This window comes from Cytobacillus eiseniae (assembly GCF_017874625.1).
GTDB lineage: Bacteria > Bacillota > Bacilli > Bacillales > Cytobacillaceae > Cytobacillus > Cytobacillus eiseniae.
In genome coordinates this window covers 44,378-71,262 of record NZ_JAGIKZ010000006.1, presented here as the reverse complement: position 1 = coordinate 71,262, position 26,885 = coordinate 44,378, and the positions used below count along the sequence as shown (strand labels likewise).

Here is a 26,885-nt window from a genome sequence, read left to right as displayed (position 1 = left end):
TTGAAAATGGACATTCATAAGTGAATTTGCTGTAGAATGGATTCTTCTTCACTTGCCTATATCCCTTTTCATAAATTGATTTTTTGATGGAATTCATTGAAAAATATCCTTAGAACGAATTACACAATTTACAAGTTATCTGCCCTATTGGCCCACTTTCTCACCTTGATAGATCCGAAACGCAGGAATAATCGTGTCAGAAACAATTTCTTTTCCATTTTCACGAATGAAATCGAGTTTGTAGTAGGCATCAAACCTTTGGCTAATCTCCGTTTTCACCAGTTCTGGTGGAGTAACGACAATGAATTGGAATTTCAGCTTCTCCGCAACAGCAAAAATAGGGTCTAGGACATGTGCCGAAGCCGCTTGTCCAAATGGATTATCACATACTAATGGTACCCAGCTCTGATCCGTTTCACTCTTCACTGATAATAGCATCATCATCATAACCATTCGAGCTGATAATTTTTGTCCGCCACTGCCATCTGATTTTGTCTTTGAGCCCTGATTGATCGTTTGCCATGTTGAGTAATGCTCCTTTTGCGGTTTCCCATACATAAAGGCATTATCTGTTCTCATGTTATAGACAAGTAATTCTGGGTATCGATTCCTTAGTGAAACAAATAAAATTTGCTCATCACTAATGAGCTCCTTTATTTCTTGATCTAATGCACGATTCTGGTCATCGATCAAATCAAATTGCTTTGTAATTTTGTTAATAGACGAGACGAAATGCTGCTTCAAAAGTGGTTCAACATCCTCAGGCTTTTTCGGTAATATATCCTCTTTTAAATGAACAAGAGGGAATGAACCACGCTCATTTTTCAGCTTCATTTTTGCAATCATCGAACGGATTGCCTCTGAAATACTCATAACCTTCATGCTGGCACGGCTTGCCCAGAAGCTTTGCGCCCTCTCTGCCCTTTCCTTATCACGTTCTAGCTGCTCCAAGCCGCTTTGTGAGAAGAGCTTCATATTCTTTACAACACTTTGAATATGGGTATAATGCCTCGTATCCAAATGGTCTAGAGTCGTTAATACTTCATTTTTGAAGCGAATCTCCCAATTCTTCCCTTCAATTGTGAGTTTTAGGTTTCTTAAGGACTGCTCAATTTTCGCATGCTTCTCCTGGCCTTCCTCTTGAATCGCTTGATGCTCTTCACACCAGGTTAGGATACAAGCTTTTCCCTGACTCTTGATTTTTTTGATGTCATCATTTGTGAATACGGCTGCTTCCTTCTTGAGAATCACCGATAAAGTTAACAAATCCCCTTCATAGCCAGCCATTTTTGTTTCGGCTTCTTTCTGGAGGCTCTCTGTTTGCTTGATTTGCTCTTTTGTCTTCTTTGTGAGGTCAATGATTTCAACTTCTTTTATCTTTAAGTCAAGCTCTTCCCATTCTTGTGGCTGCTGTTCATGTTTTGCTGCTTTTTTACCTGCTTTATCACGCTGTACCTTCGCATGATCCAAGGTCGTTTCCGCTTTCGTTACCGCCGTTCCCTGTTCACGTTCTTCCTTTTCTGCCTGTTTCGCTTCCTTTTGTGCAGTCTGCAGCATCGTTTCTACTATACTAATCGGTTCATTCGGCTCTGGCGCTTCATTCCAGTCCTCCCGATGAGCATTCAGCTTTTTCTCTAATTTCTTTTGCTGCTTCTGTTCCGTTTCTTTCTTAGCTTGAATAATGAGTAATTCTCGCGCTTGCTCTTCCTTTGATTTTTGAAGCTGCTTTAGCTCGTCCATGCTCCCATTGATTTCTTCTAAATGATGCAGAGAAAGGTTTGGAATCTCCTCACTTCGGTCTGCTTTTTCATCAGAAGGAAACGCCGCTTCCTCAATGAAAAGCGCAATCTCTTTTATATTTTGTTCTGTTTTCAGCTTCCATTCCAAATACGTTTGGTTCCACTGAACTGTTAAGTTAACAATCGTTTGATGCTCATTGCTGATTTCCTCTTGCTTGCCGACAAATACTTCCTTTTGTTTTTCCTTCTCCAGCTTCACCCGTTGGTTTTCTTTATGAATAACTCTTTTATGCTCAAAATCTTCTAATACTTCTACATCCTTTGAAAGCTTATCTATCTTTTTTAATGCCTTCTCTATCTGCTCTTTTAGCTGAAGCTGTAGCTCTTTTTCTTTTTCTGCTTGATTTGTAATGTCCTGTAATTTTACTTTCTTTACTTGAAGAGCATTCTGTTCTTGACTGATTGCCTTTTCAATATCAATAGAAAGGTTTTTGGATAGAAAGCGATCGATTTCTGTCAAAATACGTCTCAATGCATTTTCTGTTTTTTCGATTTCATTAAGCGTATCCATCTTCTCTTCTATTTGTTTAGAAATCTTGATTTTCCAGTTGGTGAATGATTGTTTATCTGTTAATAGTTCTCGTTCCGTACCATATAGCAACACAAATCCTTCTTCCGCATTTGTATTGCTTTTGTTCATTTCCTCTCGCAAAAAAATAGGAACAGGACTATTAAACTTTCTTACAGAAAGAATCTGATGATTTATTTTTTGCCATTGATGCTGATTAACGACTAATCCATATGGAAGCAGTGGATATGCAATCAAGTAATTGGCTATTTCCTCAGCACTTAAAGACTGTAGAAATTGGGAACCATAAAAAACATCAATGCCTGTTTTCTCATCAATCCATTCCTTTAACTCCTTCACATCTTTATTGGCAATCCAAAAAGGCTCATCATTTAACGTATGATCCAACTGGGATTCCCAAAGCTCTTTTTTGACTTGCTCCGCTTCTTGTCGATTTTGCATGAGCATTTCTTCAATCTGCAAGGAGTAATTCGATAATAAAGAGTTTGTAAATGGGACTGAGACATCCGTTAACAATCCTTGAAGGTTCTCATAAAGCTTTGCTTCCTTTTGCTTCTGTCTTTCATTTTCAGCCTTTAATTCTCCCCACTTTTCCTCTGTATGCTGAATGGATTGAACAAGTGTTCCATTTGCTTCTGCTAGTTGATTTTGTTTTTCATTCGATGCTTTCTCCTCATCTTGCAGTTCTTGGAGTCTTGTCTTTTTTGTTTCTATTTGTTTCGTTAAATTTTCAATAAATCCCTGCATATCATAGGTAATACGATCACCAAATTCTTGAATGAGCGCTTCTTCATTCGTGGCAAAGTCATGAATTTGAGTATAAAGGAAATCAATTTCTGTAGTAACTTGAGCAATTTCCTTTGTCTTTTGTTTATCTTGCTGAGAAAGCTCTGCTTCTTTTTTCTTTAGGAATTTTTGATAGCCTACATGTTGCTTCACAGCTTCTTGTAATTTTTGAAGCGCTTGCTCCCATTCAGCTGCTACTTTCCTTTTAACCTCGTCCATTCTCTGGTTCACTTGCTCTAATCCACTATTTTGCTCCAGTGTGGCAATCTGCTGTGAAAGAGTGCGAATGGTTTGTTCGTATTCATGCCACTCCTTCAAAAGAAGTTGAAAAGAGAGCTCTTCTTTTCTCTCCTGCTTTGCTGTAACAGCCGTTTCCAAGTCTTCATGCTTCTTCTTTTCTTCTTTAACCTTTTGCTCCCAATCAAGAACCTCTCGATGGGCTTTAGCATATTCCAAATTATCTTTTTGAAAGCGTAGATCCACTTGCATTATCGTTAACTTTTCTAATTCTTTCTCTAAAGACAGCTGTGTTTCTTCCTCCGTTTGCTTCAGATGCTCCAAAGCTCCAAGAAATTGTCTGCCCACTTTAATGCTTTCATCAACAATTTCCTTATGTTCGATTCCTTTAACTAAGTACTCCTCGAATGGGACGATATCCTCTAAAAATTCTTTATGGGCTTGTTCTCTTTTTAATAGAATTGGCAGATCCTTTGCAATGCTTGCCTGACTCTTGAAGATTTCTACAAGGTCGTTCTTTTGATGCTCCGTTCGATGCAATACTTGGCTTACCGTCGGAATAATTCTTTTTTGGAATAAGGAATGATCATCCTCCGCTCCCTCAAAATATTTTCCAACTCCACCTTCATCTTTATTGATATCCTTCATAATATCCCAGTCTTTACGGTTAATTCCGTAAGTATCTAGGATACGATAATGCTTCTTCGTATCACGGTATACATCATAGCCATTCCATTTCAGGTAATCCTTCAAGCCTTCTGTTTCTGCAACTTCATCATTTTCAAATAGTGGAATATGCTCAAGGGTAGCTACTTCATTCCGTTCAAATTCTCTTGTGTAAAAAGTTATATTTGGAACTATTTTCGCTTCTTGCTCCAAGGACTTCCTTTCATTGTCACCTTCATCATTCATGGAAATCCGCTGTTCTGCTGAGAACATTCCTCCAGTGATCAGATGTCTTCTGTCAGCACCATCCAATTCCCATTCAATCACAACATGAAACGTATATGGAATAAATTGTTCTTTATTATTAAAAAAGAACTGCTGATAATAACGGTTGTTTTGTTTTCCCCAAGATGTTCCTGGCTTAATGACTTGGAAGATTGTTTGCAGGAACACGCCTTTTCCACCACCGTTCATCATGGCAATGAGGCCATTTGATGATGTACTCTCATTATGGAAGTGGAATGTGGTGTCCTTATATTGCTTTTGCATGCCATCATACTTGAGGCCTACAATTCTAATTTGGTTAATTTTCGGCATGCTCATCCTCCTCTGTTGTCATCAATTTTTTAAACATCTCGTATCGATCATAATCATGGTATAAATATTCTATTCGCTCAAATAACTCATTTCGGGGAATCACCTTAGGTATATCGTCCCTGTCTAGAATGACAATCAAACCTTCTGTCTCTAACAGCCGCATGCTACCCGCAATTAAACCGATTCTCGTCCGACGATTGCCTTTCTTTATTCCATAATCGTCTGTGTCGACCTCCATGTTCTTCCAGACTGTAACAGCTTCCTTCATATCAATCCGTTCTTCTTCCCCTAAGCGAGGATTTCCATTCAGCATACTAGCCCAATTCATAATAAGATCATTCACTTGTCTTTCTAGAGCATAATAGCTTATTCCTTCCCGCTTCGTACGTACTTTAGCAGCCTGGTTTCGGTCAATACTTGCCAAAAAGCACATGATAATGATACTCATAAGTTGGAAGTGTTTTTTCGTTTCGACTTGCCGATGCTTATTCTTCATATGGGTGAAATTTGTAGCAAAGACTGACCCTGTAGGCTGGACTACCAAATGAATACGCTTTGGAGCTTCAATAATATATGTACCGGATTCATCTGCTAATAAAAGCACTGTCTGCCTTACATCTGGTTCAAAATACACTTGAAAATGCTCACTATTTTCATCAATCACTTTCTCTTTTAAAAGGGTAAAATAAACTTGTGATGCTTTTTTTATCGTTTCTGCATTCATCGTTTCTCCTCCTGTACACAAATTTTAAAAGGGGATATTTTCATTCGGTGCCATAGGAGTGGTTCTGCTCGGTAATCAAATTCTGTATATATCTTCAAGCCCTCAAACATTTGAAATTGGGGATATTCCTGCATTAATTTATAAAGAAGAATCTCTCTCTCATCACTCAATGTTTCTAGTTTTCGGTGCATCACTTGAACTTTCAATGGCTTTTTATCAAACATCATCCATAAATCAATCGTTTCCGATTCCTCTACCCACAAATCCTGCACTTCTAATGGCAAATCTGCTAAATCAGCTATAGAAAATTCACGATAGGTTTGTAAGTATTGAAAGACATAGCTCCAAGCCTTAATAACTGAATCCCAATTTGTCACGCGTTGAGTTGTGATGTTTTCCTGTGGTGCCTCTTCTTCCACTTCATCTGCTTGGTTCTTTTCATCGAATTCTTGCTCACCCCAAATCCAATCAAGTGGCAAAATAAATTCATTTTTTGTTGAAAATAAAGGTGCTAATACGTTTTCGATTTCTTCAAAACGAGAAAAACCTTCTTTCATGAACCAATTTTCATAAAAATGCTCCCGGAAAGAGACGAGACTGTTTTCCCAAAACAGCGAAGGATTTTCCACCTTTAGCTTCATCTCATAGGAAATATTTTGGATGACGAGCTTGGCAAACCGATCATGCAATTGCCTTGTATGACCAATTTTCTCCTGCAGAAGAATCAGTTCCTTCTGAATATAATCATCTTCCTCATTTCTTCGCTTTGTTTTTTCGATCATGCTCGTGATCGTACGGAAATGACTTTTTTCTTCTTCAAACTGTTTTTCAATCTCTTCTCGGTTATCAGCCCTTTGCCACTCCTCTTCCATTAAGAGGATTTTTGGATTATTAATCATTTCCTTCTGAAAGGAAAACTCCCTAGACATTAGGCGGTTCACTCTTGAAATAAGATGATCAAGGTTTCGGGTAGCTTTTCTGAAATTCCCATTTTTAATAAGCTGCATACTATAAAGCTGCTCAATGGTAATCGAGAATTCCTCTGCCATTTCCCGACTCATAAATATCAGTTCCTGTGCAACCTCTGTAAGCTTATAAACGATAGAGCCGCCTATCTCTAAATTTGTATACAGTTCATCCATCGTGACATAGCGGAAAGTCTGAGTTTCCCATGAACCTCTGATTTCATCATAATACAAGGCTTCAAAAGGCTTACTAAACTCTTCCTTTCCTGAATAAAGAAGACCACCCGTAATCCGATCAATTTGCTTTTCATCTGCTAAAAGCTTCATTTCCTTAATGGCATCTTCAACCATGTATTTAATATCTATCTTACGTCGATTGTCATCATCATTTAATTCTCGGTAAAAAATGGTGAGGAGCACTTGCATCAGAATCGTCTGGATATGGGGCTTTAGCTCTCCAACATCCATTCCTCTCCCAAGTTCAAACAGAGGATTCAATCGCTGCATCCTCTGAGCAAACCCTTCCCATGACTCGTTCACATCCATCTCCCCCATGTTTCAACTGTTAGTACTTCCTGCGGAATCCGCTTTTTTTCCTCCCATAATTGGATTAAAACCGCTTGTTCCTCCTCAGTAAACCATTGAATAAATTCATCTCGGTATCTGGGATTTTGATTCTGTCCTTGTTTTTGGTTGTTTTTTTGTTCTAGACAATCAAGCATTTTGCGATAAATTTTCAACGCCGGCTGTATCGAGCAATCGGGATACTTTTGAATCAGTCGAATGAGGATGCCGCATCCTGCCGCATCCAAATCCCCTGCATAATAGAATAAATACGGCTTAGCGGGGAACATCTGATTGAAAAAGGAGAAACTCCGTTCGATCTTTGTTCCTTCGCCATATATAATCAGTTCAGGCTCATAGTCTAATCTATTGGCTTCTAAAAGCTGAATGGACGTATGAAAGAAAGATAGATTCTCAACAATAAGAACCCTTCGAATGTCTTTTATTTCTTTTCCCTGCTTCATCCAAAAGACAAAAGGCTCCCCATAATTCACCATTTTCAACTGATTTTCCGTTACTCCAATTCGCGTTAAAAATCCTTTGCCATCAGGGAAGTTATCCGAATCCACTAAAAACTTTTCATGTCCAAACAGTTCGAGACTTCTTTCCTCCACAGATACCATTTCCCTATCCGTACTAGATTTTAGAAATGTATATACATTTTCAATTCGAAGCCATTCCTCTTTTGTTTGCCATTCAGGATGACGTTCGTAAAAGGAAAAATCAAATCTATCACTTACTTTCATCATTTCAAGCCGATCCCATTTATCTTCCTGAACCTTTACATTCACCCAATAGTATAGATGAAGTGCTGGTGTTCTTCCGTTATATTGTTTATTTTGAATGGGCGTCAATATTCCTTCGACATGCATTGCCTCAATCGATTGATAGAACAACGAATACCCGTCCATTTCAAAATAATCATCCAAGAGCTTTCGAAGCTGAAGCTCTAAATCATTTATATTAATCTTCTTTTTTTGCTTAGGGTGCTGAATATCTTCCACAAAACTTCTCACCCGCGTTTCAATGATGTTGATTGTAATCACCTACTTGCCTCTACTTTTTTCCATAAGAAAAGTACCCTATTATAAAAGGGATATCTATTTATTATAAACTAGTTACTTATGAGGCGGTAAATGGATTTTCCTCTAGGGAACAACCCATTCATTGTTTGTGGAGCGCTGTGTGCGGATAGAGCATGGACTTGTAAAAAATCACTCTACTACTTACTCTAAAAAGAGTTGTTGAGGCAAATATATGACTTCTGCTAAAGAATGTCCCCTTATAGCCTTACTTTCATCTAAAGAAAACCTCTTGTCCTAAATCGAGTAACGGGCAATCTTAAGATAAGCGGAAATTTTCCGGCTAAATGCAGAATGAACCCGTTTTTCGTGGGAATAAGCGGAATTTTTCCGCTTATTTAATGTAAAATTGTCCTTTTTTGCATTTTTTGAATCAATAGGCGGAGTTTCTCCGCTTATTTAAGCCTTTTTTGTTAAAAATTACGAAATAAGCGGAATTTCTCCGTCTATTTTTCTGCTCGGTACTCAACCTGATCCCCTCTATCCGATATCTAAATATGAAAAGCCGTAACATTCTATCTTTTCCCTTGATATGATTACACAATTTACACTGTTTTTTACGATGCCTCCTACCACCTATTTTATATTGCCTACTAGTTAAACCCTTTACTACATCTATAGCTATTTTCGAATTTAGTAATCCTTATAGAATAATAAAAAGAAGCAAGCGGAAATATATGCTCATCCGCTTGCTGAAATCTTGTTCTTTTTTTACGCTAATTTTAAGCAAAACTCATTAGAGAAGATGCACTTCATCCCCTACATGAATTTCACCAGTTTTAATTACAGAGGCATAAACGCCCATATTATTGTTTCTTTCACTTATAACCGTTTTATGCAAACTCGGATCTCTTTCTGCATTTTCTGGATTAACTGTAATAATCATACATCTTTTACAATGTCTTTTTAATTGAATTTCTACGTCTCTTCCTATTTTGATTCGTCTGCCAAACCATGTTTCTTCTATAAATGGTACCTTATCTTTTAATGCAATGAGTAGATTCGGACGAAAGCGTCTAGAGTCTACCTGACCCTTCCAAATTTCCTCCAATCCCTCTAAGGAAGCATCCGTTACAAGCTGAATCGGCTCTTCTGCTATTGGACAAATAGGCACATGCGAAGGGAGATATTTTTTTGTAGATATTTTTCGGTTCGATTTTTTTTCCAATTCATGAATTAATTCTTCATCATCCCAATCAACAATTTCGCCCCCAGGTGTCATTACTTCAACTTTTGGATATTTTTCTATGGATTCCTCCCCTATGAACCTTGCTTTATAGCGAACCATTTCCGGGAATTGAGTGATTGTAAAGAAATTACCTTTACTTGTTTCATCTAAATAGGCGTGACTCCGATCTCCATATAAACCATATTCCATTATTTTTGTTTTTTGTACACTTTCTCCGTAAAAGGACTTTACTGGATGACGAACAATTTCCTTCATACTTCCGATTAACATTTCATTCACTCCTTTACTTATTTTTTTCTTATATGTATGAGATTTTCTTTGATTAGACATGACTTATAGCTCTGATAAAGAAAAGATAGCAAACGATGAATATTGCTATCTTTTCTCTAAAATTATATTATTCTTTTAAATCTTCTATGGAGTCGATATCCATGTATGCAGGTACGACTAGTCCTTGCATTGTACCTTGAAGATTTGGTCCTAAGTCTTCAAACTTTCCTTCGTATTCCTTATAATATACAGCATGTGTTGTTGGTAACCATGCGCCTACTATAGCATCTCCGCTTCCGTCTGCCACACCAGCCCACATTGGACCTGCATCCACCTGCACCAATTTCACCTCATACCCAACACTTTCAAGAGCATTTGCTGCAACATGTGAGCTAGCAATTACATCGTCCCACGCTACATAAAGCAGCGTAAGTTCTTCTCCGTTCACATTATTGACGCCCTTTGTCCATTCACTCAGTAAGTCCTCATTTTCACTTATCCACCGTGAAGCAGCATCAACTGGATCTGTTCCATCTTGAATGAAGCCCATGACTTCTTCCATATCAGCTGGTTCCCAGTTAAACTGATCTAATAATAAATGTGCATCAGGATGGTCTTCCTTTAACCCTAGACGTGCGATTGTATTAATATCTTCCGCTCCACCAAAAACTCCTTTTGGATCTTCTAAGTATTTTAAGTCAAAGCTATTAAACTTCCAATGCGGATTCCAGCCTGTCACAATGATTGGCTCTTCCTTGTCATAAGCCTTTTTCAATGCGGCTGTCATTGCAGCACCTGAACCTTCAATAACATTCCACTTATCAAGACCGTACTCAGGCAGTGCATCTTCAATTGTTAGTTTCATTAATCCCGCCCCTGGGTCAATCCCAACAATTTTATAATCTAACTGTTCTCCTATCGATTTTGTTGCAGAGTCTTCTGTTTCAGTTCCTCCACAAGCTGCTAGTCCAAGTGTTACTATTAATGCTGATGTAATGCCTAAAACCCTTTTAAATATCATGCTTTTCCTCCTTGTTTTTTCTTGCCTATATTTCGAATGATGTGATCTAGTAAAAATAGAGATAACAACTGTTGCTAAATTCACCTCAAATTCAAAACTTTATTAATATTTCAATTAATACCTATTTAATTGTAACGTGATTAATTTATCCAATTCAAACCGTATATTCTGTTATTATCGTTCATTTAATACGGACAGAAATTACCATATGTACTGGGTATCAACTTTCCTTACAAATGTTCTACTTTCCTCCACTTTTCAATATGAAAGGGCACTTTTTAAACTCATTCATGAAATATACAGGTAAATCCAACTTAGCATACTACTATGGTAACTCCCGCAGTTTGGAATGGCCTCGTCACTTCAACGTCATCTTTAACAATCGGGAAATATCTACGAACAAAAAAAGACCTATGAGCTGTTGTGCAATTGAATAGAGGATTCAATAACCACAGCACTCAAAGGTCTATATATTTATTTATAAATAATCGTACAAAACACTGCTATTTAAGTTATTCACATTCTAAAGAATTCCTTCCTTCATAAAAAACTTAATCACTTTCCAAAGTTATCAAGCATGGCACGTACTTCATCTGTTGATTTCGTGTTCATCAATTGATTTCTTAATTCAGCAGCGCCCGGGAATCCTTTGACATAAATTTTGAAGAAGCGATGAAGTCCTGTCATTGAACGTGGCAGTTCGTCTTCATACTGATCTTGTAGATCAAGCTGCAATCTTAAAAGATCAAGATATTCCTCACTGCTATGCTCTTTAGGCTCTTTTTCAAAAGCAAATGGATTTTTAAAAATCCCTCGCCCGATCATTACCCCATCAATCCCATATGCTTCCGCAAGCTCCAACCCCTTTTGACGGTCAGGAATGTCTCCATTGATTGTTAGCAGTGTATTAGGTGCGATACGGTCACGTAATTTCTTGATTTCTGGAATGAGCTCCCAATGCGCATCAACTTGGCTCATTTCCTCTCTCGTACGTAAATGAATAGAAAGGTTTGCAATATCCTGTTTAAAAATATGCGTTAGCCACTCTTCCCACTCATTAATCTCCTTATAGCCAAGTCGTGTTTTCACACTGACAGGAAGACCGCCTGCTTTTGCTGCTTGAATAAGTTCTGCTGCAACATCTGGACGAAGAATAAGGCCACTCCCCTTCCCTCTCGATGCCACATTCGGTACCGGGCAGCCCATATTAATATCGATGCCTTTAAATCCAAGCTCTGCCATGCCAATACTCATTTGTCGGAAATATTCGGGATTATCCCCCCAAATATGCGCCACCATTGGCTGTTCATCTTCCGTAAATGTCAAACGGCCACGCACACTTTTTATGCCTTCTGGATGACAATAGCTATCAGAGTTTGTAAACTCTGTGAAAAACACATCTGGTCGCCCAGCCTCACTGACTACGTGACGAAAAACAACATCTGTCACATCTTCCATTGGTGCAAGCACAAAAAACGGCCGCGGCAAATCACGCCAAAAATTATCGATCATTTCAAACTCAAATCCTCTCACTATCGATACAACTTTATTTTTCAATGAAAAATATAAAGCCACATGTTCACTTCTTTTATACTTATATCATGCGTCATATCTGATTATCAAACACATTTGGATATTTATCATTTGTAAAATCAACATTCTTTATTGTAACGAAAATCGGCGTTGAATGGAATTTTTATAAACAAAAAAGCAGATGGTATAGATGGGCTCTATATCAACTGCTTTTCTATTATACCGAATTCAACCATAAGAGGGCTTAGGATCGTGCTTTAGAAAAATCCATTTAGGTTTATCGCTATTTATTCTCACCTGGAAACAAAATTGCGATAATAACAATATCATTATTAACTTGTTTGAAATAAATTTGAAATTTCTTAATAACTAATCTTGAAATCCCTTTATATTTTCCAAATTTCTCAGTATAGGCTTTACCTATAATGGGGTTTTTTAGTAAATCCTCTATTTCTAACACGAGATGAGAAATAAAATCAAAAGTCTCCTCAGCTGTAAATCTGGAACTTCTAAATTCAATAAGTTTCTCTCTCACAGCTGGAGTCCATATAACATTACGGGCTCCCATTACCTGAAATCCTTTTCTGAAAGTGACTTTAATAGATCTGAAGTCGTATCCCCTAGTCCACTCTTATATTGTTCTTCACTTTCTTTAAACATCAATTCAAGTTGCGGATTTTTCTTTACATCAGCTTTTATTGATTGATCGTCTTCCTCTTGAAGAACAAGTGTAAATCTGCCTTTACCCGGGATAGAAAATTGAACGACAGAATTTTCACTATCCATTTTACTAATGTAATTCATAAGTTCCTCTGAAGATAATACATTAACCATTTGATCACCGCCGATTAAGATGGATTTGATTACATATTATCACATATCAGTAACTTTAATATTAAACAATGACATTTAATACGTACTTTCCTTATTATCTTTATTATGAAAAATATAAATACAATTGTAAAATAATGCGATCTGTTAATAAGCCCTTTTTATATTGTGAATCTCAATATGTTTTTACTCGGCTTTATCAATGAGCAGCCAGTACAGCTCGCATGGCTAATCTAACGCAAGAACTGGGAGAGGCGATTTGCGGTACATCACCAACAAGAAATAGATCCTTTTCTGGACAATAGAAGGCAAAAGAACCTGTTGAACCCGAGTGACCAACTAATGTGTATTTTTTCCTAAATGGGGATGACACACTGATTTTCATATACCCACTCATATAGTGAATAGGATAGAAAGACATCTGAAGCGGATTACACTGTGTTTGCTTGGAGAAGAAGGTTGTATCAAATAGTTCTCCATTCCAAAATGCCTTGATAAAAATCATTAGTTCTCGTGCAGTTGTGATTCCGCCGCCGCTAGCATAACTGCTACGAACAAACAAAGGTCTATCTAAACGTTGGTTCTTATAATAAGTATGTGGTATGAAATCACTTTCATTGCAAGCAATATAGGTGTTTTTGAGGTTTAATAGGGAAAATATGTATTTTTCATATGCCTCCTGCAGCGTAGAAACATTTGCCACCTCAATGATTTTACCAAGCAAATCAAAGTTGACATCTGAATAATAGGCTTTTCTTTTTGTGCCGGGTATAAATCGAGCTTTCTTAGAATTAATCCATTTGAGTTCATCCTCAAAGGAGTAAGAAAAATCCTGCTCTTTTACCTTTGAAAAAATAGATTTTGCACCCTCCAGGTAAAAGTCAGGCAAACCGCTTGTTTGTAATAATAGATGTTCTATAGTAAGCTCCGAGGTATACTCTTTACCTTTGTAGACATGTAATCCAGCAATAATTTCCTTTTGCAAATAATGAGATATTTTATCTTTTAAATCTATCTTCCCCTCCTGCGCTAAGGCATAGATACAGGTAGTAGTAAAAAGCTTTGTTGTACTAGCCATAAGCATAGGGGAATCTATATCCCGCTCATACTCTCTAGTAAAATTGAAATCTCCAGATGATGTTTCAATTAGTAATACGCTTTCATGAATTTTATCAGATGATGTTAATTTCTTAAAAAGAATATCAATTTTGGTAGTATCCACAGAGATATCATCCTTTCATCCCTTATTAATATTGATACAATTCCCCCTGCTTTTAAACATTCATTCCTGTTCAATTTACTCATTAATTCATTCAATCATATGCTTGAAACTTACATATATAACTGTCTCAATGGTAAACAACTGGAACTCTTGATTAAAAAGCTTTTACTAGAAGACAACGAAAATACCGACGTACTTCAAACCATCTCAATTAAATCCCCACTGATTCATTTCAATTTATATTCTATTATAATATGTTTAACAATTTATGTATTAACGAAAATCAGTCTTGAATGGTATTTTTAAAACTGTTTATTATGGACCACTTTTGTAATTATCGAGTGAATGTCTGGATGTAATAATAATTGGAGTTCCGTCCCACTTTATGGAATAATAGGGGGAATTAGGGAGAGGGGTCTGATATATAGTGAACAATCAAAATAATAAACGATTTAACATATTCATTTGTTTATTTCTTATTTATATTTTGTTTGGATATGCTACTAAACCTGTCTTTTCTGCAACGGAACAACAAAGATTAGAAAATAAATTAATAGATTTTATGACAAAACATGAAAATACTGCTGCTGGTGTCGCAACGATTGCAGTAAGCGAGGATGAAATAATTTATAAAATGAAAGGGTATGCAGATATAGAAAAACAAACACGCGTCGATGAGGAAACAGTTTTTGAATGGGGATCTGTTTCTAAAATCCTCATTTGGATTAGTGTTTTACAATTAGTAGAGGATGAAAAACTTGCTTTAGAAATGGATATCAAAACTTATTTGCCTCATGATTTCCGCTTAAAAACATCGTTTGACACTCCAGTCACTTTGCAACATTTAATGAATCATACAGCGGGATTTGATGATAGTTATACAGACTTAATGATCTATCATCCTACTAAAATTCCTTCATTAAGAGAAGCACTGGAAGCAGCTGATATTAAGCAAGTATTTCCCCCTGGGCAATTTGTTGCTTATTCAAACTATGGGGCAAGTCTCGCAGCTTACATTGTTGAAGAAGTGAGTGGTTTAGATTATCGAGAATACATTCAAAAGCATATTTTCGATCCCCTTCACATGACAAAAACAGCAATAGATCCCGAACAGAACGATAATCAGTGGGTGAAAGAGCAGAGGCAAAAAGTGCAAGGGTATACAGAGGACCTTCAATTAATAGAACCGAATCATTATGTGATTCCTATGTATCCTTCCGGAGGTGTAATGGGAGTAGCCTCAGATCTTCAAAAACTATTACAAGCGCTATTAGCTGAGGATGGAACGCCTTTATTTAAACACCACAATACCATTGATTTCCTGTTTAAACCTTCTTTATATTACCCGGAATCCAGTATACCAAGAATTGCAAATGGTTTATTTTTCTTGCCATCCGCTAGTGAGCAGGTTTTTGGTCATGGAGGAAATACGATTTCTTTCAGCTCCTCCATTTATTTAGACAGAGTAGAGCGTATAGGCGTTTTAGTGTTGACTAACATGGCAAACGAAAGTACGTTCACACTACGCATTCCTGAAATTATTTTTGGTAACTATACGCATATAGGAAATCATACAAATTTGGAGAACTCTTCAGAATGGAATGGCATTTATGAGCCAGCTCGCGTGCCTCGCCATGGATTTAGTAAAGTATACGGACTATTTTTAAGGAGCAAAGCGAAACAGACGGGTTCACATGATTTAATGATGAACGACTTTTATTATTCACAGGCAGAGCCGAATATTTACATAACAGAAGATGACTTTAGTGGATATGCTCTTGATGTTTATTCCAAACATCCTGAAACTAAAAAAATCTTATCATCTGTACATACAGATTTACTTTACGTTCCATTTTATAAACATTTCCTTGAATGGGGATTAATGATTCTAGGGGTATTTTCCGCCCTGTTTTCTTTTGGATTTATGATTGTCACGGTTTTTAAAAAGTTACGAAAAAAACAACAATCTAAATTACATGTAATTCAACATTTGTTAAATGTATTCATGTTCATTAACGTAATTTGGATTGGTTACAAAACATTATCGATGACAACCTATTCATCACTTACACCTTTTTTAACTGCAAATATATTCTATATGGCTATTTCATTTGTCATAAGTGGCTATTTACTTTTTCTATTAAAAAATAAAAAAACATATAAATATCAAACGTCAATTAGAATCATGACGCTTATTTCCACTATTATTTTATGTGTGAATATCTTGTATTGGGATTTTTATTTTTAAGACTTTTTGCTGAAATCCTTTATTGTATAAAAGTTGAGAAAATGTTGGGACGCATTACATTTTAACTATTACTGTAAAAATGCTTTTCAGCAATCGCCAGCCTCCGTGCAACTTCATCATCAATCAGAGTTCCGAGGCAGGCATTTTTTTCGTTTTTTATATAGGTGCAGCGTTGCCACACTATTTTTCTGTAGGAATGTTCGCTGTTCCATGTTTCAATTACTCCTTAATTCCACGTAAAAGTTAAATCTTAGGGGGAAAAAAATCCCCCCGAATGATTAGTCCGAGGGAACATAAAACATACTTGAATTTTCAGCTGGAGGCAAGAAAACCTATTGTCAATAAACTATTTCAACTCTATTAACGCCATGCAATCAACGAGGCTTGAGCGGTAATAGCAGATCTATTGATATAGTCGTGTTTACCTACCGAAATTATAATCGCTTGTTATAAATTAAGTAATTCATTAACGGCATTTTCGACTTTCCCACATATATGATATGATCTGAGGAATCTTTCATCAAATAAACACCTGGGGAAGATGGGAGTTTTTTTGCCTTCTCTTTGAGATTCAATGTGATTTCCACTCCCAACCTTTTTTCGTCGTATACTTAACTTGTCTATGCTTATTTTAATATGATTATATCAAATATTAGAATTACCCTAGTTAATTTTGAGTTTATTAATTTGATTGTTTAGAGTGATCGCTAATTCATCAAGTTCTTTAGCCGAATTTGCAATAATCTCAGTAGAAACTAACTGTTCTTGCCCAATTGCAGATATTTCTTCTGTGCTTGCCGCAAAGTCTTCTACTTGTGAAGTTAAATCTTGAATCTGAATAGATACCATTTTCGAATTTTCATTAACAGTTCTCATGGCCACTGCAGTTTGTTTAAATCCCCCCACAATATCTTCATACATATACTTTATCTTATCAAAAGCTTCTTCTGTAATCTTTAAGGCATCTCTTTGTTCATCCACTAATTTATTTGATTGTTCAATATTTGTTACGGCTAAATCTGTCCTATCTGAAGTCTTTTCGATAATAGATGTTATTTCACTTGCTGAATTAGAGGCCTTTTCTGCTAGTTTTCGAATCTCATCTGCTACCACCGAAAATCCTTTACCAGCCTCACCAGCTCTAGCTGCTTCAATTGAGGCATTTAAGGCTAATAAATTTGTTTGTTCTGCGATGGATGTAATAATCCCTACAAATCCTGTTACTTGGTAAATCATTTCTTTTAGTTCATTAATAGAACGATTAACTTCATTAGATACACGAAGGGTTTCATCCATTTTCTTCGTCTGCATATCGACACTTGTTTGACCTTCATTTATTGATTCGATCGATTGGGATGCTTGCTCTGCGCCTTCAGATGTTTTTCTTGCTATCTCATCTATTAAAAGCACCACATCTGATAATGTCTTGCTAATTCCACTCATGGTCTCAGCTTGTGCAGAGTTACCTGCTGCAAGCTGGTCTATAGTTGTTACAACTTGTGTAATCGAATTCACGTTTTCATTTGTATTTTTGGTCAATTTATCTGAGTGATTAGTCACTGTTGAAGATACCTCTTGTAACTCAGAAGCCATAACCCGGAGAGCTTTTCTTGTGTCATGTAAAGCTCTTGCCATATCTCCAGTCTGATCTTTTATGTTTAATAGTTTTTCAAATTCACCATCTGTCTCAACTAGATTGAGATTCGCCGTTTCTTCCGCAATCTCAGTTATTTTGACAATGGGTTTTTCAATCGCTTTTCCTAAAATATACGACAATACAACACCGATGATCAGAGAAATAATTAACCCCCACAATACCGTTGTAGGAATGATAAAACCTTGCTGCATTTGCTGTGCAGATTCTGTATTAGTGGGAAGTGTATTACTATCACCATTGCGCATAACTAATGATGCGCCTACATTTGTAATTGCAATCATTATTGAATTTAATAATGATATAAGGATAATCTTTGTAGATATTTTTTTCATTTAACTATTCCACCTACTATTTATTTTGTTCCTCCATGCCCCTTGTACGAATATTTCTGCGGCTGCTCAACCAACTTCATATTTGCAGGAAAATAGAGACTAGATGCTCCAATTTGATGTAACCGATATTACAGATTTAACCTTTTACTGATTAATTATTACTAGAAATATGTATCTCAATCTAGATTATCAACGATGTATCTTAAAAAAACCTTAAAAATCATAATCAGAGTGTCTTTTTATGGTTACGTTCCAAGTGAATGTCTCAGAAGAACAGCCGCAGCAATAATTAACAGACTTACGACCAACGACAAACAAAGCCTCCTGTTCACGAATGGACAGGAGGCTTTGTTATGCAAATGTACTCGAGGCAACTGTAGGCTCCTATAAGTGATTTCAAACTCTACCAGAATTTGTTGATTAGTGAGTATGCAATTTATAGGCTTCTAATATGTAGGTACATCATATGTTTTTGAATGACCATTTGAATCGAATTGCCTTTTTGCAGGAAATGCAAAAGAGAGAAAATAAATTGATGAAAACTAATATTAGTGGAGGAAACACAATGTCAACTCAAGCTTCATAATGCTCTTCATTAAGTCTCACTACTTCAAGTTCTTTTATATTCTCATTCAATTTCAATGCTAAACTTTCAACTCCAAAGAATTCTGTGAAAGTATGACTTCCAATGATGAGGTTTATTCCTTTAAAACTCGCATATTGAATCGTATATAAATTACATTCACCTGTAATGTATACATCACACTTGTTTTCAACCGCTTCCTTAAGACAAGTTGTCGGTGCTCCATTGCCACAGACTAAGCCCACTCGCTTTACCTTTCTGTCATTAAACTGCCAAAATTTAACTGGTTCTTCAAGTAGATTTTCAATACTTTTTACTAATTCATTAAGCTCAATTTCTTCCTCATATTCTGCGACTCTACCAAAATATAACCCTTCCCATTCGTGGGTTCTTTTAACAATTTCTAAATTCAATTTTTTTAATAAACTATCATTTGTTCCAAAGTTACAATCATCAAGCGGTAAGTGATTATAGTAGTGACTTATCCCGTATTCTGTTAGTTTTTCTATGCATGCCTCTTTTAATCCAAATATTTCATCCCATGCATCGTGGTGAGTCACCATCATATCAACTCCATAAATTCTTGCTTCCTCTATTGTTTCAAGCGTTAGGTTAACACAGTAGCCTATTCTTTTTACTTTTTTACCTGCATCGTATGTAATCCCAGATTCACTTGAATAGATTTCCTTACTTGTTATATTAAAAAGATCATCAATTCTTTCTACAATTTGTGTAACATCCATATACTTACCTCCTCTATTTCATCATGCTTGCCTTCAATTTTCATTATTACCTTAGTGTATAATATAAAATAAAGAATTTTCTAAACATTAATCTTTACCCATTGTAACACAAACATATTTCCCCAACGAAAAACTTCTTATCCTGCGTAAAAGTTAGAACAACTAAAACAAAATTCCCCCAAACAATTAGTCTGAGGGAACCTAAAATACACTTCGATATTCAACTAAAAATTGCTAAATTAATAAATAGTTAAGCAAGGTGAGCTCATTTCAGCTAAGAAACAAGCTCACTTAATTTATTTTAAAATTAGTTTTACCACACACTCCACATGTGTTGACTGCGGAAACATATCCACCGGCTGCACTTCAACCGTCCTATAACCACCATCTTCCAATACCCGCAAATCCCTCGCCAATGTCCCAGGATTACAGCTAACATAGACAACTTTTTTCGGTTTCATATCAATAATGGTTTGCAAAAGAGCCTCATCACAGCCTTTCCTTGGAGGATCAACAACAAGTACGTCTGCTGAATTGCCTTCGTTATACCATTTTGGGATAACAATTTCCGCCTCTCCAACAGCAAATTCCGCATTATTAATCCCGTTGAGTGCGGCATTTCTTTTCGCATCTTCAATCGCTTCTGGTACAATTTCGACACCAAAAACCTTCTTCGCCTTTTGTGCTAAAAATAATGAAATGGTTCCGATTCCGCAATAGGCATCGATGACATTTTCTTCGCCGCTTAAATCGGCGAATTCTAATGCTTTTTCGTATAGGACTTTTGTTTGCTCAGGGTTGACCTGATAGAAAGAACGGGCAGAGATGGCAAATTTGATTTCTCCAATATAATCATATATGACATCTTCTCCCCACAGAACTTTCGTTTGATCGCCAAAAATAACATTTGTTTTTTTGGAATTGATATTATGGCAGATCGATTTGACTCCTTGAATGCGAGAAACAATGTCTTCAACAATCTTATTTTTATGGGGCAAATCATTCGTTCTTGTTATGAGAACGATCATTACTTCTCCAGTAATAAGTCCATAACGAACCATGACGTGACGAAGATCTCCTTTATGCCTGCCTTCATCATAAGCACGAACGCCATAGTGGCTGCAGATTTCCTTCACGACTTGGACAACTTCATCGTTTTTTTCTTGTTGAATGATGCATTCTTTCATATCAATAATCTGATGGGTGCGCTGTTGATAAAAGCCGCCAATAAGCCCACCCTCTTGTTCACCGATAGGGACTTGGGCTTTATTTCGGTACCGCCAAGGGTCTTGCATGCCAAGAACAGGGTGTACCTTCACATTCTGGAGTTTTCCAATTCGCGTCAATGCATCCCGCACTTGTTTCTCTTTTGCTAGCAGTTGGCCCTCATAGCTTAAATGCTGGAGCTGACAGCCGCCACACTCTTTATAGATGGTGCAAGCAGGTTCTACTCGGTATGGGCTTTCTTCGTATAATTCAATTAATCGGCCAAAGCCGTACCCTTTGTTCACCTTAATTACTTTCACCTTTGCCTTCTCACCTGGGAGACCATTCGGTACAAATAATGGGTAGCCGTCAATCTTTGCTACTCCTGCACCATCATGCGTTAAATCTTCGAATTCTACATCTATATATTCATTCTTATTTACTGGGATTGTTTTATTCATTTTTTTCTTCCTTTGCTATAGATAACTAGAGAAAGTGTATCATAATTTGGAGCAGAATACGAAAGGGGCTTAAATTTATTCACAAAAAAGCCCGCTCCTATTCGGAACGAGCATCCTCTTGTTCTTTTTCCCATTCTACAGGGATATCTTGTTCGCGAATTTTGTCAATCGGTACGAAAACATCGAGATGTCGGTATAGATTCACAAATTCAGCTGGAAGCAAGCCACCAAATTCACCGTCTAAATTAAGCTGGACTTTTTCATTTGACTGTACTTTGATCCGGTTTGCTTGCGTGTAGATTACATGTGAATCATTCACATGCTCCCCTCTGATGGCCAAAGTGGCGATACGAATAAAATCGGCTAAATTGGTCTTTTTTAATATTAATAGCGAGAACAACCCATCATTAATAGATGAGTCAGGTGCTAGTTTCTCAAATCCACCGACAGAGTTCGTTAAGCCAACAAGGAAAAGCATGGCCTCACCTTCAAACAGTTTCCCATCATATTCAATGCTCACTTCTGTTGAACGAAAGGATGGAAGCATTTCGATTCCTTTTAAATAATAGGCTAACTGGCCAAGCATTGTTTTCAACTTGCTCGGCACCTCATATGTCAGTTCAGTGATTCTTCCCCCACCAGCGATATTAATAAAATATTTATCATTAATTCGACCGATATCAACAGGAATCGTATCACCTTGTACGATAATATCTGTTGCCGCCTCTACGTCTCTTGGAATATGAAGAGCCCTTGCAAAATCATTCGTCGTTCCCGTCGGAATGATTCCAAGCTTTGGCCGGTACGCTTGCTCAGCTAATCCATTAACCACTTCATTTATTGTTCCATCTCCGCCAGCTGCAATAACGAGATCATAGCGGCGCTCCACAGCCACGCGTGCGGCTTCTGTCGCGTCCCCTTCACCCGTTGTTGCATGACATGATGTCTCGTAGCCAGCCATCTCAAGCTTTTGCAGTACCTCTGCCAAGCTCTTTTTAAATAATTCCCGTCCTGAAGTCGGATTATATATAATTCTTGCTCGTTTCATGTTCATCATCCTAATAATAAACTTAATGGCTCATGATCTGTCCAATTCTTCCCATCATTTAACATCATATCGGAACAGTAGAAACATATCAATTTTTTTGCCAGCCGAATAGCCCTTAAAATGATTGATAGAGAACATTCGTCCAAAGCAAATGAAAAGACTCCCCTCCACAAAAACAAATCGACTAATCACAGAAATAGAATCCCTTCCAAAACAGCTTGTGATTCATCAATTAACCTTTTCTATTCGTCAAAGAAGACTTTTCAGCTAACAATTTCTCCGCTATTATATGCGACTCATTAATCAACTGTACTTACATTCAATTGATAGCTATTCATAATTTGAAGATGGTGCTTGCCTTGTCCAGTCTTAAAAATTGCTTGCTTGATTTCTGGCCGATCCCCATACATTTCTTGACTACTTGCTTCTGTTTCTTCTGTTATCGCCCAATCATTCCGATTTCCATCAATGTTTCGAATGTCTGTTGCAGTAATCTTTACATCACTTGTATTTTGTAGCTGAACAGCTACATCAGAAGCCTGGTCAATCGTCCAATCACTCATGAGCGAACGCGGCTTAAGTATGATTGAATTATCATTGCCATTTACTTCGAGTTTTATATCATTTGGGATGAGAATTGTTGCAGAAAGACTTGAATAGCGATCAAATGGCCCTACCGTTTCACTTGGCAGCCCCTTCACTTGAATATAGAGTGTATCCCCTTTTTCCTGTATCAATACATACTCTTCTGCCTTAGTGACTAACTGTTCCTTTGGACCAACCAATGCTCTATATGTGCCGAATAAGGATATTTCCTTACTTGTTGTTCCTTCAATCGTTAGTGGATTGCGATCTGTATTGATCACCACTCGCTTTATGTCATTATTTATTTGATGCTCGAAAGAGGGAAGATCGATTGTTCTTTCCTCACGATTCAAGACATCATCGACCTTATCAAATATTCCTGTTGAGCTAAGCACAGCAAACCCAATCCCAATTGTGCCAAGAACACCGACAAAGAAGATGCTCAGAAAATCATATTTTAAAAAGGGCTTTTCTTGCTTGGATAAAAATAAAAACAACAAGATTTCAATCCCAAGAACAATCAATAAGATTGGCCACCAAGAAATCATGATTTGCATGAGGTTCATTCCGAAAAATTGTGATAGCAATAAAAAAATACCAAGAAACAGGAGCGAAGCCCCCATTGAAAACGTACCAACACGCCAGGTTCTCATCTTATACCTACTTTCTATATTTTCCTTATTCCGTGATTTCTTCTTTTTCTAATTCAACCTTATTGACTCGCTTGCCAAGAAGAAGTTTTATTCCTCCGCCAATCAGTAAAATACAGACGATCCCTGTTTGGAAATAACGGTCAAACCAATACCTAATGTCAATATCAATCATGTTATAAATCATCGGCGATATGACTGGAAGCACGATTGTTGTTGTTAAATAATACAAGCCTAGCAAGATCATTCCGATCCCGATCCATTTCTGCTGATTCATTAAATATGAGATAATTGGCGTATCCTCCATTGGCTCATCCTCATATTTCGATGCTTTCTGTAAGCCATCAAAAAAGCTATAAAACCAGATGATTGGAATTAGAAACAGAAAAATACCGAGTCGTAAAATATCTAATATATAAATCGAGAAAAGGAAAGCGGCCATTAATTGAATGCCACGACGCTGCATCCCGAGATAAAGATGACCCGCTCCTGGAAAAATCGATAAGAAGGTGGCAATTGCTTTGCTCTTCTTTCCATCCTCTCTTCTCGTTTCAAAATCTTCAAGCAATGTACGATCAATTAATTCTTCCCCGCGTTGCTTACGATTTAACTGCTGCATCGCATCAAAAAAACCATACACCCAAATCACAGGCAGAATAGCAAGGAAGACTAAAAACTCTTCGCGATGTGTAAGCACGGTAATAAATAAGACCATCACACCTAAACCAAGAAATGCAGCTAATAAGGTGATGCCACGATTCATTAATCCAAGCTGAAAATGACCAATACCTGGCATGAATGACAGCAGAATCGTCCGGAATCTTTCATATTCCAACTCATCTGCAGGCGCTGCATTTGTTTCTGAAAGACTTTGTTTTTTGTAAAATAGTTTGGATGCTGTAATCGCTGTATCCACTAAGTTGACAATGTATAGGAACACACCTAATAGAACAACAAACCCTGCCACATTGCCATAGTAACCTGAAACAATGAGAAAAAAGAGTGAAATCAGCAGGAATTCGCCGAGCATATAGACTAATCCTCGAAACACTTTCCCTAAGTAGATCAGCCCTCCACCTGGAAAAAATGCCAAGAGAAAAGCGATAATTGGATTTTTCATTATTTATCCTCCTTCATATTCATTGAAAATGTATCCATCCAAGCAAATGTTTTATTTACTAACCCTTCAGTCATAGAAGGATTCTTCCCCTGAAAGGATGGGCTTTGCACATTTTCTGCATATTGCGTAATCGATTGGAAAACTCCTGTCGTCATTAATAGAATAGTCATGGCCGCTGCTATGGAATAATGGAAAATCGATGAATGATAGAATCGTTTCTTCTTTTCTTCAGCTTTGTGTTTTTCCACTTTTGTCTTTGTAATTTGTGTCATGACAAGGTCCGTGAAGTCAACTTCATTTGAGATCTTTGGCAACAAAGCTTCCTCCGCTTCTACCGCCAATAAATACGTATCTAAGCATTGGTCACAGCTATACAGATGATGTTCAAACTCCTCTCGGACATCTTTAGCTAACTCATTTTTCACGTATTTCATCCACTCTTGCTCTGAATAATGCATCACGAAAAATCGTCCTCCTTCCAATGCTTTTTCATCCATACACGGGCACGGTAAAGCTTCGTCTCAATCGTTTTGACCCCGACATTCTGTTCCTCTGCTATTTGCTGATAGCTTTTTTCAGCTATGTAAAAATCATAAATGACATTTCGATAATTGGGAGGCAGCTCATTGAGCTTTTGGCGTACAAGCACTCGTTTTTCTTTCTCAATCAGCTCAGCTTCCACACTCTCACTTTCGCTTCCCTGAAAATCATATTTGTCGATTTCTGCTATATCTTCTTTCCTTCGATCACGTTTCCTTTTCACATCAATTGCATGATTGACAGCAATTCTTGTTATCCATGTTTTAAAGCCTTGATTCTCATATTGGGGGAGAGAAGTATAGATCTTTAAAAACACTTCTTGTGCAGCATCTTCCGCTTCTTTCTGGTCTCTTAGTACAGCATAAATTGTCCGGAACAAATCGTTGCGATACTTTTCAACGAGTAAGCGAAAGGCATGATCATTGCCGCTTTTTACTTTTTGGATAAGAACTTGGTCGCTAATCTCTCTCCCCCCCTTTCTAACAGCTTCCACCCTAATAGACGTAAGTGACCATACATACCCCTACACAAAAAGATAAATTTCTTTCTACTTTTTTCAAACAGTAAAAAACGCTAAGGAATTTTCGTATTCCAAAGCGTTTTATCTATGCAACAGCTAGAATGAGAATGACAAAGACTTCCTATTACGTTAACCAAATATAAATAGCTAAAGCAATAATTGAAATTAGAATAGCTACTACATATATTAATGAAAGATTTGTCGTATTTCTTTTTGATGCATCTCCGTAATTTTGATCACCTTTGCTCATAAATATAAGTGTAAGAACTACAGCAAGAAGAGTCAGAAGGATAACAAAAAATATCGCTGTCTTCATAACACACCTCTTTAACTTTTATTTAGTAATAATTGGTTAGTCTTCCTTACTATTATATACATCATACCCCAATTAACGAATCCATGGTAAGATGAAATTATTGTAGGGATGAATACTAGAAGAACTCTAGGTATGCTGATCAGCCTCAAGCCTGGATAAGATGGGCTGGATAATTCTCTAATAAAAGGATGATAGGATGACAATATTACTTTTTTTCATTGCTTATTTAGTGGGATCAATCCCTACTGCTCTTCTCGTTGGCAAATATGCTTTTAATATTGATATTCGAGAGCATGGAAGCAATAATCCAGGAGCAACGAATACGTTAAGAGTACTCGGGAAAAAGGCAGCCATTTTTGTGTTGCTTGTCGATGTAGGCAAAGGTGTTGTTGCCGCATCCCTTCCTGCACTATTCAGTGTGGAAATCGATCCACTATTGCCAGGGCTTATCGCAGTCGTTGGACATTGTTTTCCTATTTTCGCAGGGTTTCGTGGAGGAAAGGCCATTGCTACGACAGCAGGCGTTCTCCTAATAACGAATATTTGGATGTTTCTAGCTGCCTATGTTGCATTTGTATTTGTGATTTTTGTGACGAAGTATGTTTTTTACGGTTCTCTCACGGTTGGACTTACTTTGCTATTTTATTCCCTTTTTACCCCAGGACTTACTTATGAACTCATATTTTCTATTTTTCTTTTACTTCTTATTTTTCTGCATCGCTCAAATATTAATAATTTCATTCATAATAATGAGCCAAAAATTAATGATAAGCGGATTAAGGATGATCGAATTCCTCCGAAGAGTCACGCAAAACGGGCTTAGACAACACCCGAATAGTGGACAATCCATTATTCGGGTGT

General features: G+C 37.0%; 21 protein-coding genes. 2 read left to right on the top strand and 19 right to left on the bottom strand.

The window, feature by feature from the left end; translation table 11 throughout:
* Positions 1-144 precede the first annotated feature (144 nt).
* The 10 genes from J2Z40_RS07365 to J2Z40_RS07320 form a co-directional block, all read right to left on the bottom strand.
* Positions 145-4,614 (bottom strand): coiled-coil domain-containing protein, encoded by a 4,470-nt coding sequence (locus J2Z40_RS07365; protein WP_066400672.1) that lies wholly within the window; start codon positions 4,612-4,614, stop codon positions 145-147.
* The gene (locus tag J2Z40_RS07360; RefSeq protein ID WP_066400671.1) at positions 4,601-5,338 is read right to left on the bottom strand and encodes a DUF6063 family protein; all 738 of its coding nucleotides are present in this window, start codon (positions 5,336-5,338) and stop codon (positions 4,601-4,603) included. The genes J2Z40_RS07365 and J2Z40_RS07360 overlap by 14 nt, the downstream gene beginning before the upstream one ends.
* Positions 5,335-6,849, bottom strand: a complete 1,515-nt coding sequence (locus J2Z40_RS07355) for a hypothetical protein (protein ID WP_245350009.1) — start codon at positions 6,847-6,849, stop codon at positions 5,335-5,337. The genes J2Z40_RS07360 and J2Z40_RS07355 overlap by 4 nt, the downstream gene beginning before the upstream one ends.
* Positions 6,840-7,913: a Wadjet anti-phage system protein JetD domain-containing protein gene (locus tag J2Z40_RS20095; protein ID WP_157087904.1), complete on the bottom strand. Its 1,074-nt coding sequence runs from the start codon at positions 7,911-7,913 to the stop codon at positions 6,840-6,842. Before J2Z40_RS20095 ends, J2Z40_RS07355 begins: the two co-directional genes overlap by 10 nt.
* Positions 7,914-8,685: 772 nt before the next feature.
* On the bottom strand, positions 8,686-9,408 hold the full coding sequence (locus J2Z40_RS07345) for an MOSC domain-containing protein (RefSeq protein ID WP_066400669.1): 723 nt from the start codon (positions 9,406-9,408) through the stop codon (positions 8,686-8,688).
* A 127-nt stretch (positions 9,409-9,535) separates the two neighbouring features.
* Positions 9,536-10,486 carry a glycine betaine ABC transporter substrate-binding protein gene (locus J2Z40_RS07340; RefSeq protein ID WP_342590325.1) on the bottom strand — a complete coding sequence of 317 codons (951 nt, stop codon included), beginning with the start codon at positions 10,484-10,486 and terminating at the stop codon, positions 9,536-9,538.
* A gap of 498 nt (positions 10,487-10,984) precedes the next feature.
* Positions 10,985-11,941, bottom strand: coding sequence for a tRNA dihydrouridine synthase (locus J2Z40_RS07335; RefSeq protein ID WP_162840520.1), 957 nt, complete (start codon positions 11,939-11,941; stop codon positions 10,985-10,987).
* Positions 11,942-12,245: 304 nt separating this feature from the next.
* Positions 12,246-12,530 carry a type II toxin-antitoxin system RelE/ParE family toxin gene (locus J2Z40_RS07330; protein WP_066400667.1) on the bottom strand — a complete coding sequence of 95 codons (285 nt, stop codon included), beginning with the start codon at positions 12,528-12,530 and terminating at the stop codon, positions 12,246-12,248.
* Positions 12,530-12,796, bottom strand: coding sequence for a hypothetical protein (locus J2Z40_RS07325; RefSeq protein WP_066400666.1), 267 nt, complete (start codon positions 12,794-12,796; stop codon positions 12,530-12,532). Before J2Z40_RS07325 ends, J2Z40_RS07330 begins: the two co-directional genes overlap by 1 nt.
* Before the next feature lie 196 nt (positions 12,797-12,992).
* On the bottom strand, positions 12,993-14,015 hold the full coding sequence (locus J2Z40_RS07320; protein WP_342590323.1) for a serine hydrolase domain-containing protein: 1,023 nt from the start codon (positions 14,013-14,015) through the stop codon (positions 12,993-12,995).
* Positions 14,016-14,442: 427 nt separating this feature from the next.
* Between J2Z40_RS07320 and J2Z40_RS07315 the strand changes: the two genes are divergently transcribed.
* The gene (locus tag J2Z40_RS07315) at positions 14,443-16,263 is read left to right on the top strand and encodes a serine hydrolase (protein ID WP_066400664.1); all 1,821 of its coding nucleotides are present in this window, start codon (positions 14,443-14,445) and stop codon (positions 16,261-16,263) included.
* 663 nt (positions 16,264-16,926) lie between these two features.
* Here the strand turns inward: J2Z40_RS07315 and J2Z40_RS07310 are convergent.
* From J2Z40_RS07310 to J2Z40_RS07270, 9 genes are all read right to left on the bottom strand, one after another.
* Positions 16,927-18,252, bottom strand: coding sequence for a methyl-accepting chemotaxis protein (locus tag J2Z40_RS07310; protein ID WP_066400663.1), 1,326 nt, complete (start codon positions 18,250-18,252; stop codon positions 16,927-16,929).
* Between the two features lie 573 nt (positions 18,253-18,825).
* A complete protein-coding gene (locus tag J2Z40_RS07305; protein ID WP_066400661.1) occupies positions 18,826-19,578 on the bottom strand; it encodes a Nif3-like dinuclear metal center hexameric protein in 753 nt (250 codons plus the stop codon).
* A 296-nt stretch (positions 19,579-19,874) separates the two neighbouring features.
* Complete coding sequence (rlmD, locus tag J2Z40_RS07300) at positions 19,875-21,245, bottom strand: 23S rRNA (uracil(1939)-C(5))-methyltransferase RlmD (RefSeq protein ID WP_066400660.1); 1,371 nt, start codon at positions 21,243-21,245, stop codon at positions 19,875-19,877.
* Positions 21,246-21,342: 97 nt separating this feature from the next.
* Positions 21,343-22,293, bottom strand: a complete 951-nt coding sequence (locus tag J2Z40_RS07295; protein WP_066400659.1) for a diacylglycerol kinase — start codon at positions 22,291-22,293, stop codon at positions 21,343-21,345.
* A gap of 299 nt (positions 22,294-22,592) precedes the next feature.
* Positions 22,593-23,531, bottom strand: coding sequence for a hypothetical protein (locus J2Z40_RS07290; RefSeq protein ID WP_066400658.1), 939 nt, complete (start codon positions 23,529-23,531; stop codon positions 22,593-22,595).
* Between the two features lie 25 nt (positions 23,532-23,556).
* Positions 23,557-24,651, bottom strand: a complete 1,095-nt coding sequence (locus tag J2Z40_RS07285; protein ID WP_066400657.1) for a hypothetical protein — start codon at positions 24,649-24,651, stop codon at positions 23,557-23,559.
* The gene (locus tag J2Z40_RS07280) at positions 24,648-25,106 is read right to left on the bottom strand and encodes an anti-sigma factor (protein ID WP_245350020.1); all 459 of its coding nucleotides are present in this window, start codon (positions 25,104-25,106) and stop codon (positions 24,648-24,650) included. The genes J2Z40_RS07285 and J2Z40_RS07280 overlap by 4 nt, the downstream gene beginning before the upstream one ends.
* Positions 25,106-25,681: a sigma-70 family RNA polymerase sigma factor gene (locus J2Z40_RS07275; RefSeq protein WP_066400652.1), complete on the bottom strand. Its 576-nt coding sequence runs from the start codon at positions 25,679-25,681 to the stop codon at positions 25,106-25,108. The genes J2Z40_RS07280 and J2Z40_RS07275 overlap by 1 nt, the downstream gene beginning before the upstream one ends.
* A 151-nt stretch (positions 25,682-25,832) precedes the next feature.
* Positions 25,833-26,024, bottom strand: a complete 192-nt coding sequence (locus J2Z40_RS07270; RefSeq protein ID WP_066400651.1) for a hypothetical protein — start codon at positions 26,022-26,024, stop codon at positions 25,833-25,835.
* 196 nt (positions 26,025-26,220) lie between these two features.
* Between J2Z40_RS07270 and plsY the strand changes: the two genes are divergently transcribed.
* Positions 26,221-26,847, top strand: coding sequence for a glycerol-3-phosphate 1-O-acyltransferase PlsY (gene plsY, locus J2Z40_RS07265; RefSeq protein WP_066400650.1), 627 nt, complete (start codon positions 26,221-26,223; stop codon positions 26,845-26,847).
* Positions 26,848-26,885 lie beyond the last annotated feature (38 nt).

Bases quoted from the DNA above. Each gene is read 5' to 3' on its own strand.
- J2Z40_RS07325 (WP_066400666.1), bottom strand. From the start codon at position 12,796: ATGGTTAATGTATTATCTTCAGAGGAACTTATGAATTACATTAGTAAA.
- J2Z40_RS07270 (WP_066400651.1), bottom strand. From the start codon at position 26,024: ATGAAGACAGCGATATTTTTTGTTATCCTTCTGACTCTTCTTGCTGTA.
- J2Z40_RS07305 (WP_066400661.1), bottom strand. From the start codon at position 19,578: ATGGATGTTACACAAATTGTAGAAAGAATTGATGATCTTTTTAATATA.
- J2Z40_RS07295 (WP_066400659.1), bottom strand. From the start codon at position 22,293: ATGAAACGAGCAAGAATTATATATAATCCGACTTCAGGACGGGAATTA.
- rlmD (WP_066400660.1), bottom strand. From the start codon at position 21,245: ATGAATAAAACAATCCCAGTAAATAAGAATGAATATATAGATGTAGAA.
- J2Z40_RS07280 (WP_245350020.1), bottom strand. From the start codon at position 25,106: ATGCATTATTCAGAGCAAGAGTGGATGAAATACGTGAAAAATGAGTTA.
- J2Z40_RS07365 (WP_066400672.1), bottom strand. From the start codon at position 4,614: ATGCCGAAAATTAACCAAATTAGAATTGTAGGCCTCAAGTATGATGGC.
- J2Z40_RS07290 (WP_066400658.1), bottom strand. From the start codon at position 23,531: ATGAGAACCTGGCGTGTTGGTACGTTTTCAATGGGGGCTTCGCTCCTG.
- J2Z40_RS07330 (WP_066400667.1), bottom strand. From the start codon at position 12,530: ATGGGAGCCCGTAATGTTATATGGACTCCAGCTGTGAGAGAGAAACTT.
- plsY (WP_066400650.1), top strand. From the start codon at position 26,221: ATGACAATATTACTTTTTTTCATTGCTTATTTAGTGGGATCAATCCCT.
- J2Z40_RS07360 (WP_066400671.1), bottom strand. From the start codon at position 5,338: ATGAATGCAGAAACGATAAAAAAAGCATCACAAGTTTATTTTACCCTT.
- J2Z40_RS07335 (WP_162840520.1), bottom strand. From the start codon at position 11,941: ATGATCGATAATTTTTGGCGTGATTTGCCGCGGCCGTTTTTTGTGCTT.
- J2Z40_RS07355 (WP_245350009.1), bottom strand. From the start codon at position 6,849: ATGGATGTGAACGAGTCATGGGAAGGGTTTGCTCAGAGGATGCAGCGA.
- J2Z40_RS07345 (WP_066400669.1), bottom strand. From the start codon at position 9,408: ATGTTAATCGGAAGTATGAAGGAAATTGTTCGTCATCCAGTAAAGTCC.
- J2Z40_RS07310 (WP_066400663.1), bottom strand. From the start codon at position 18,252: ATGAAAAAAATATCTACAAAGATTATCCTTATATCATTATTAAATTCA.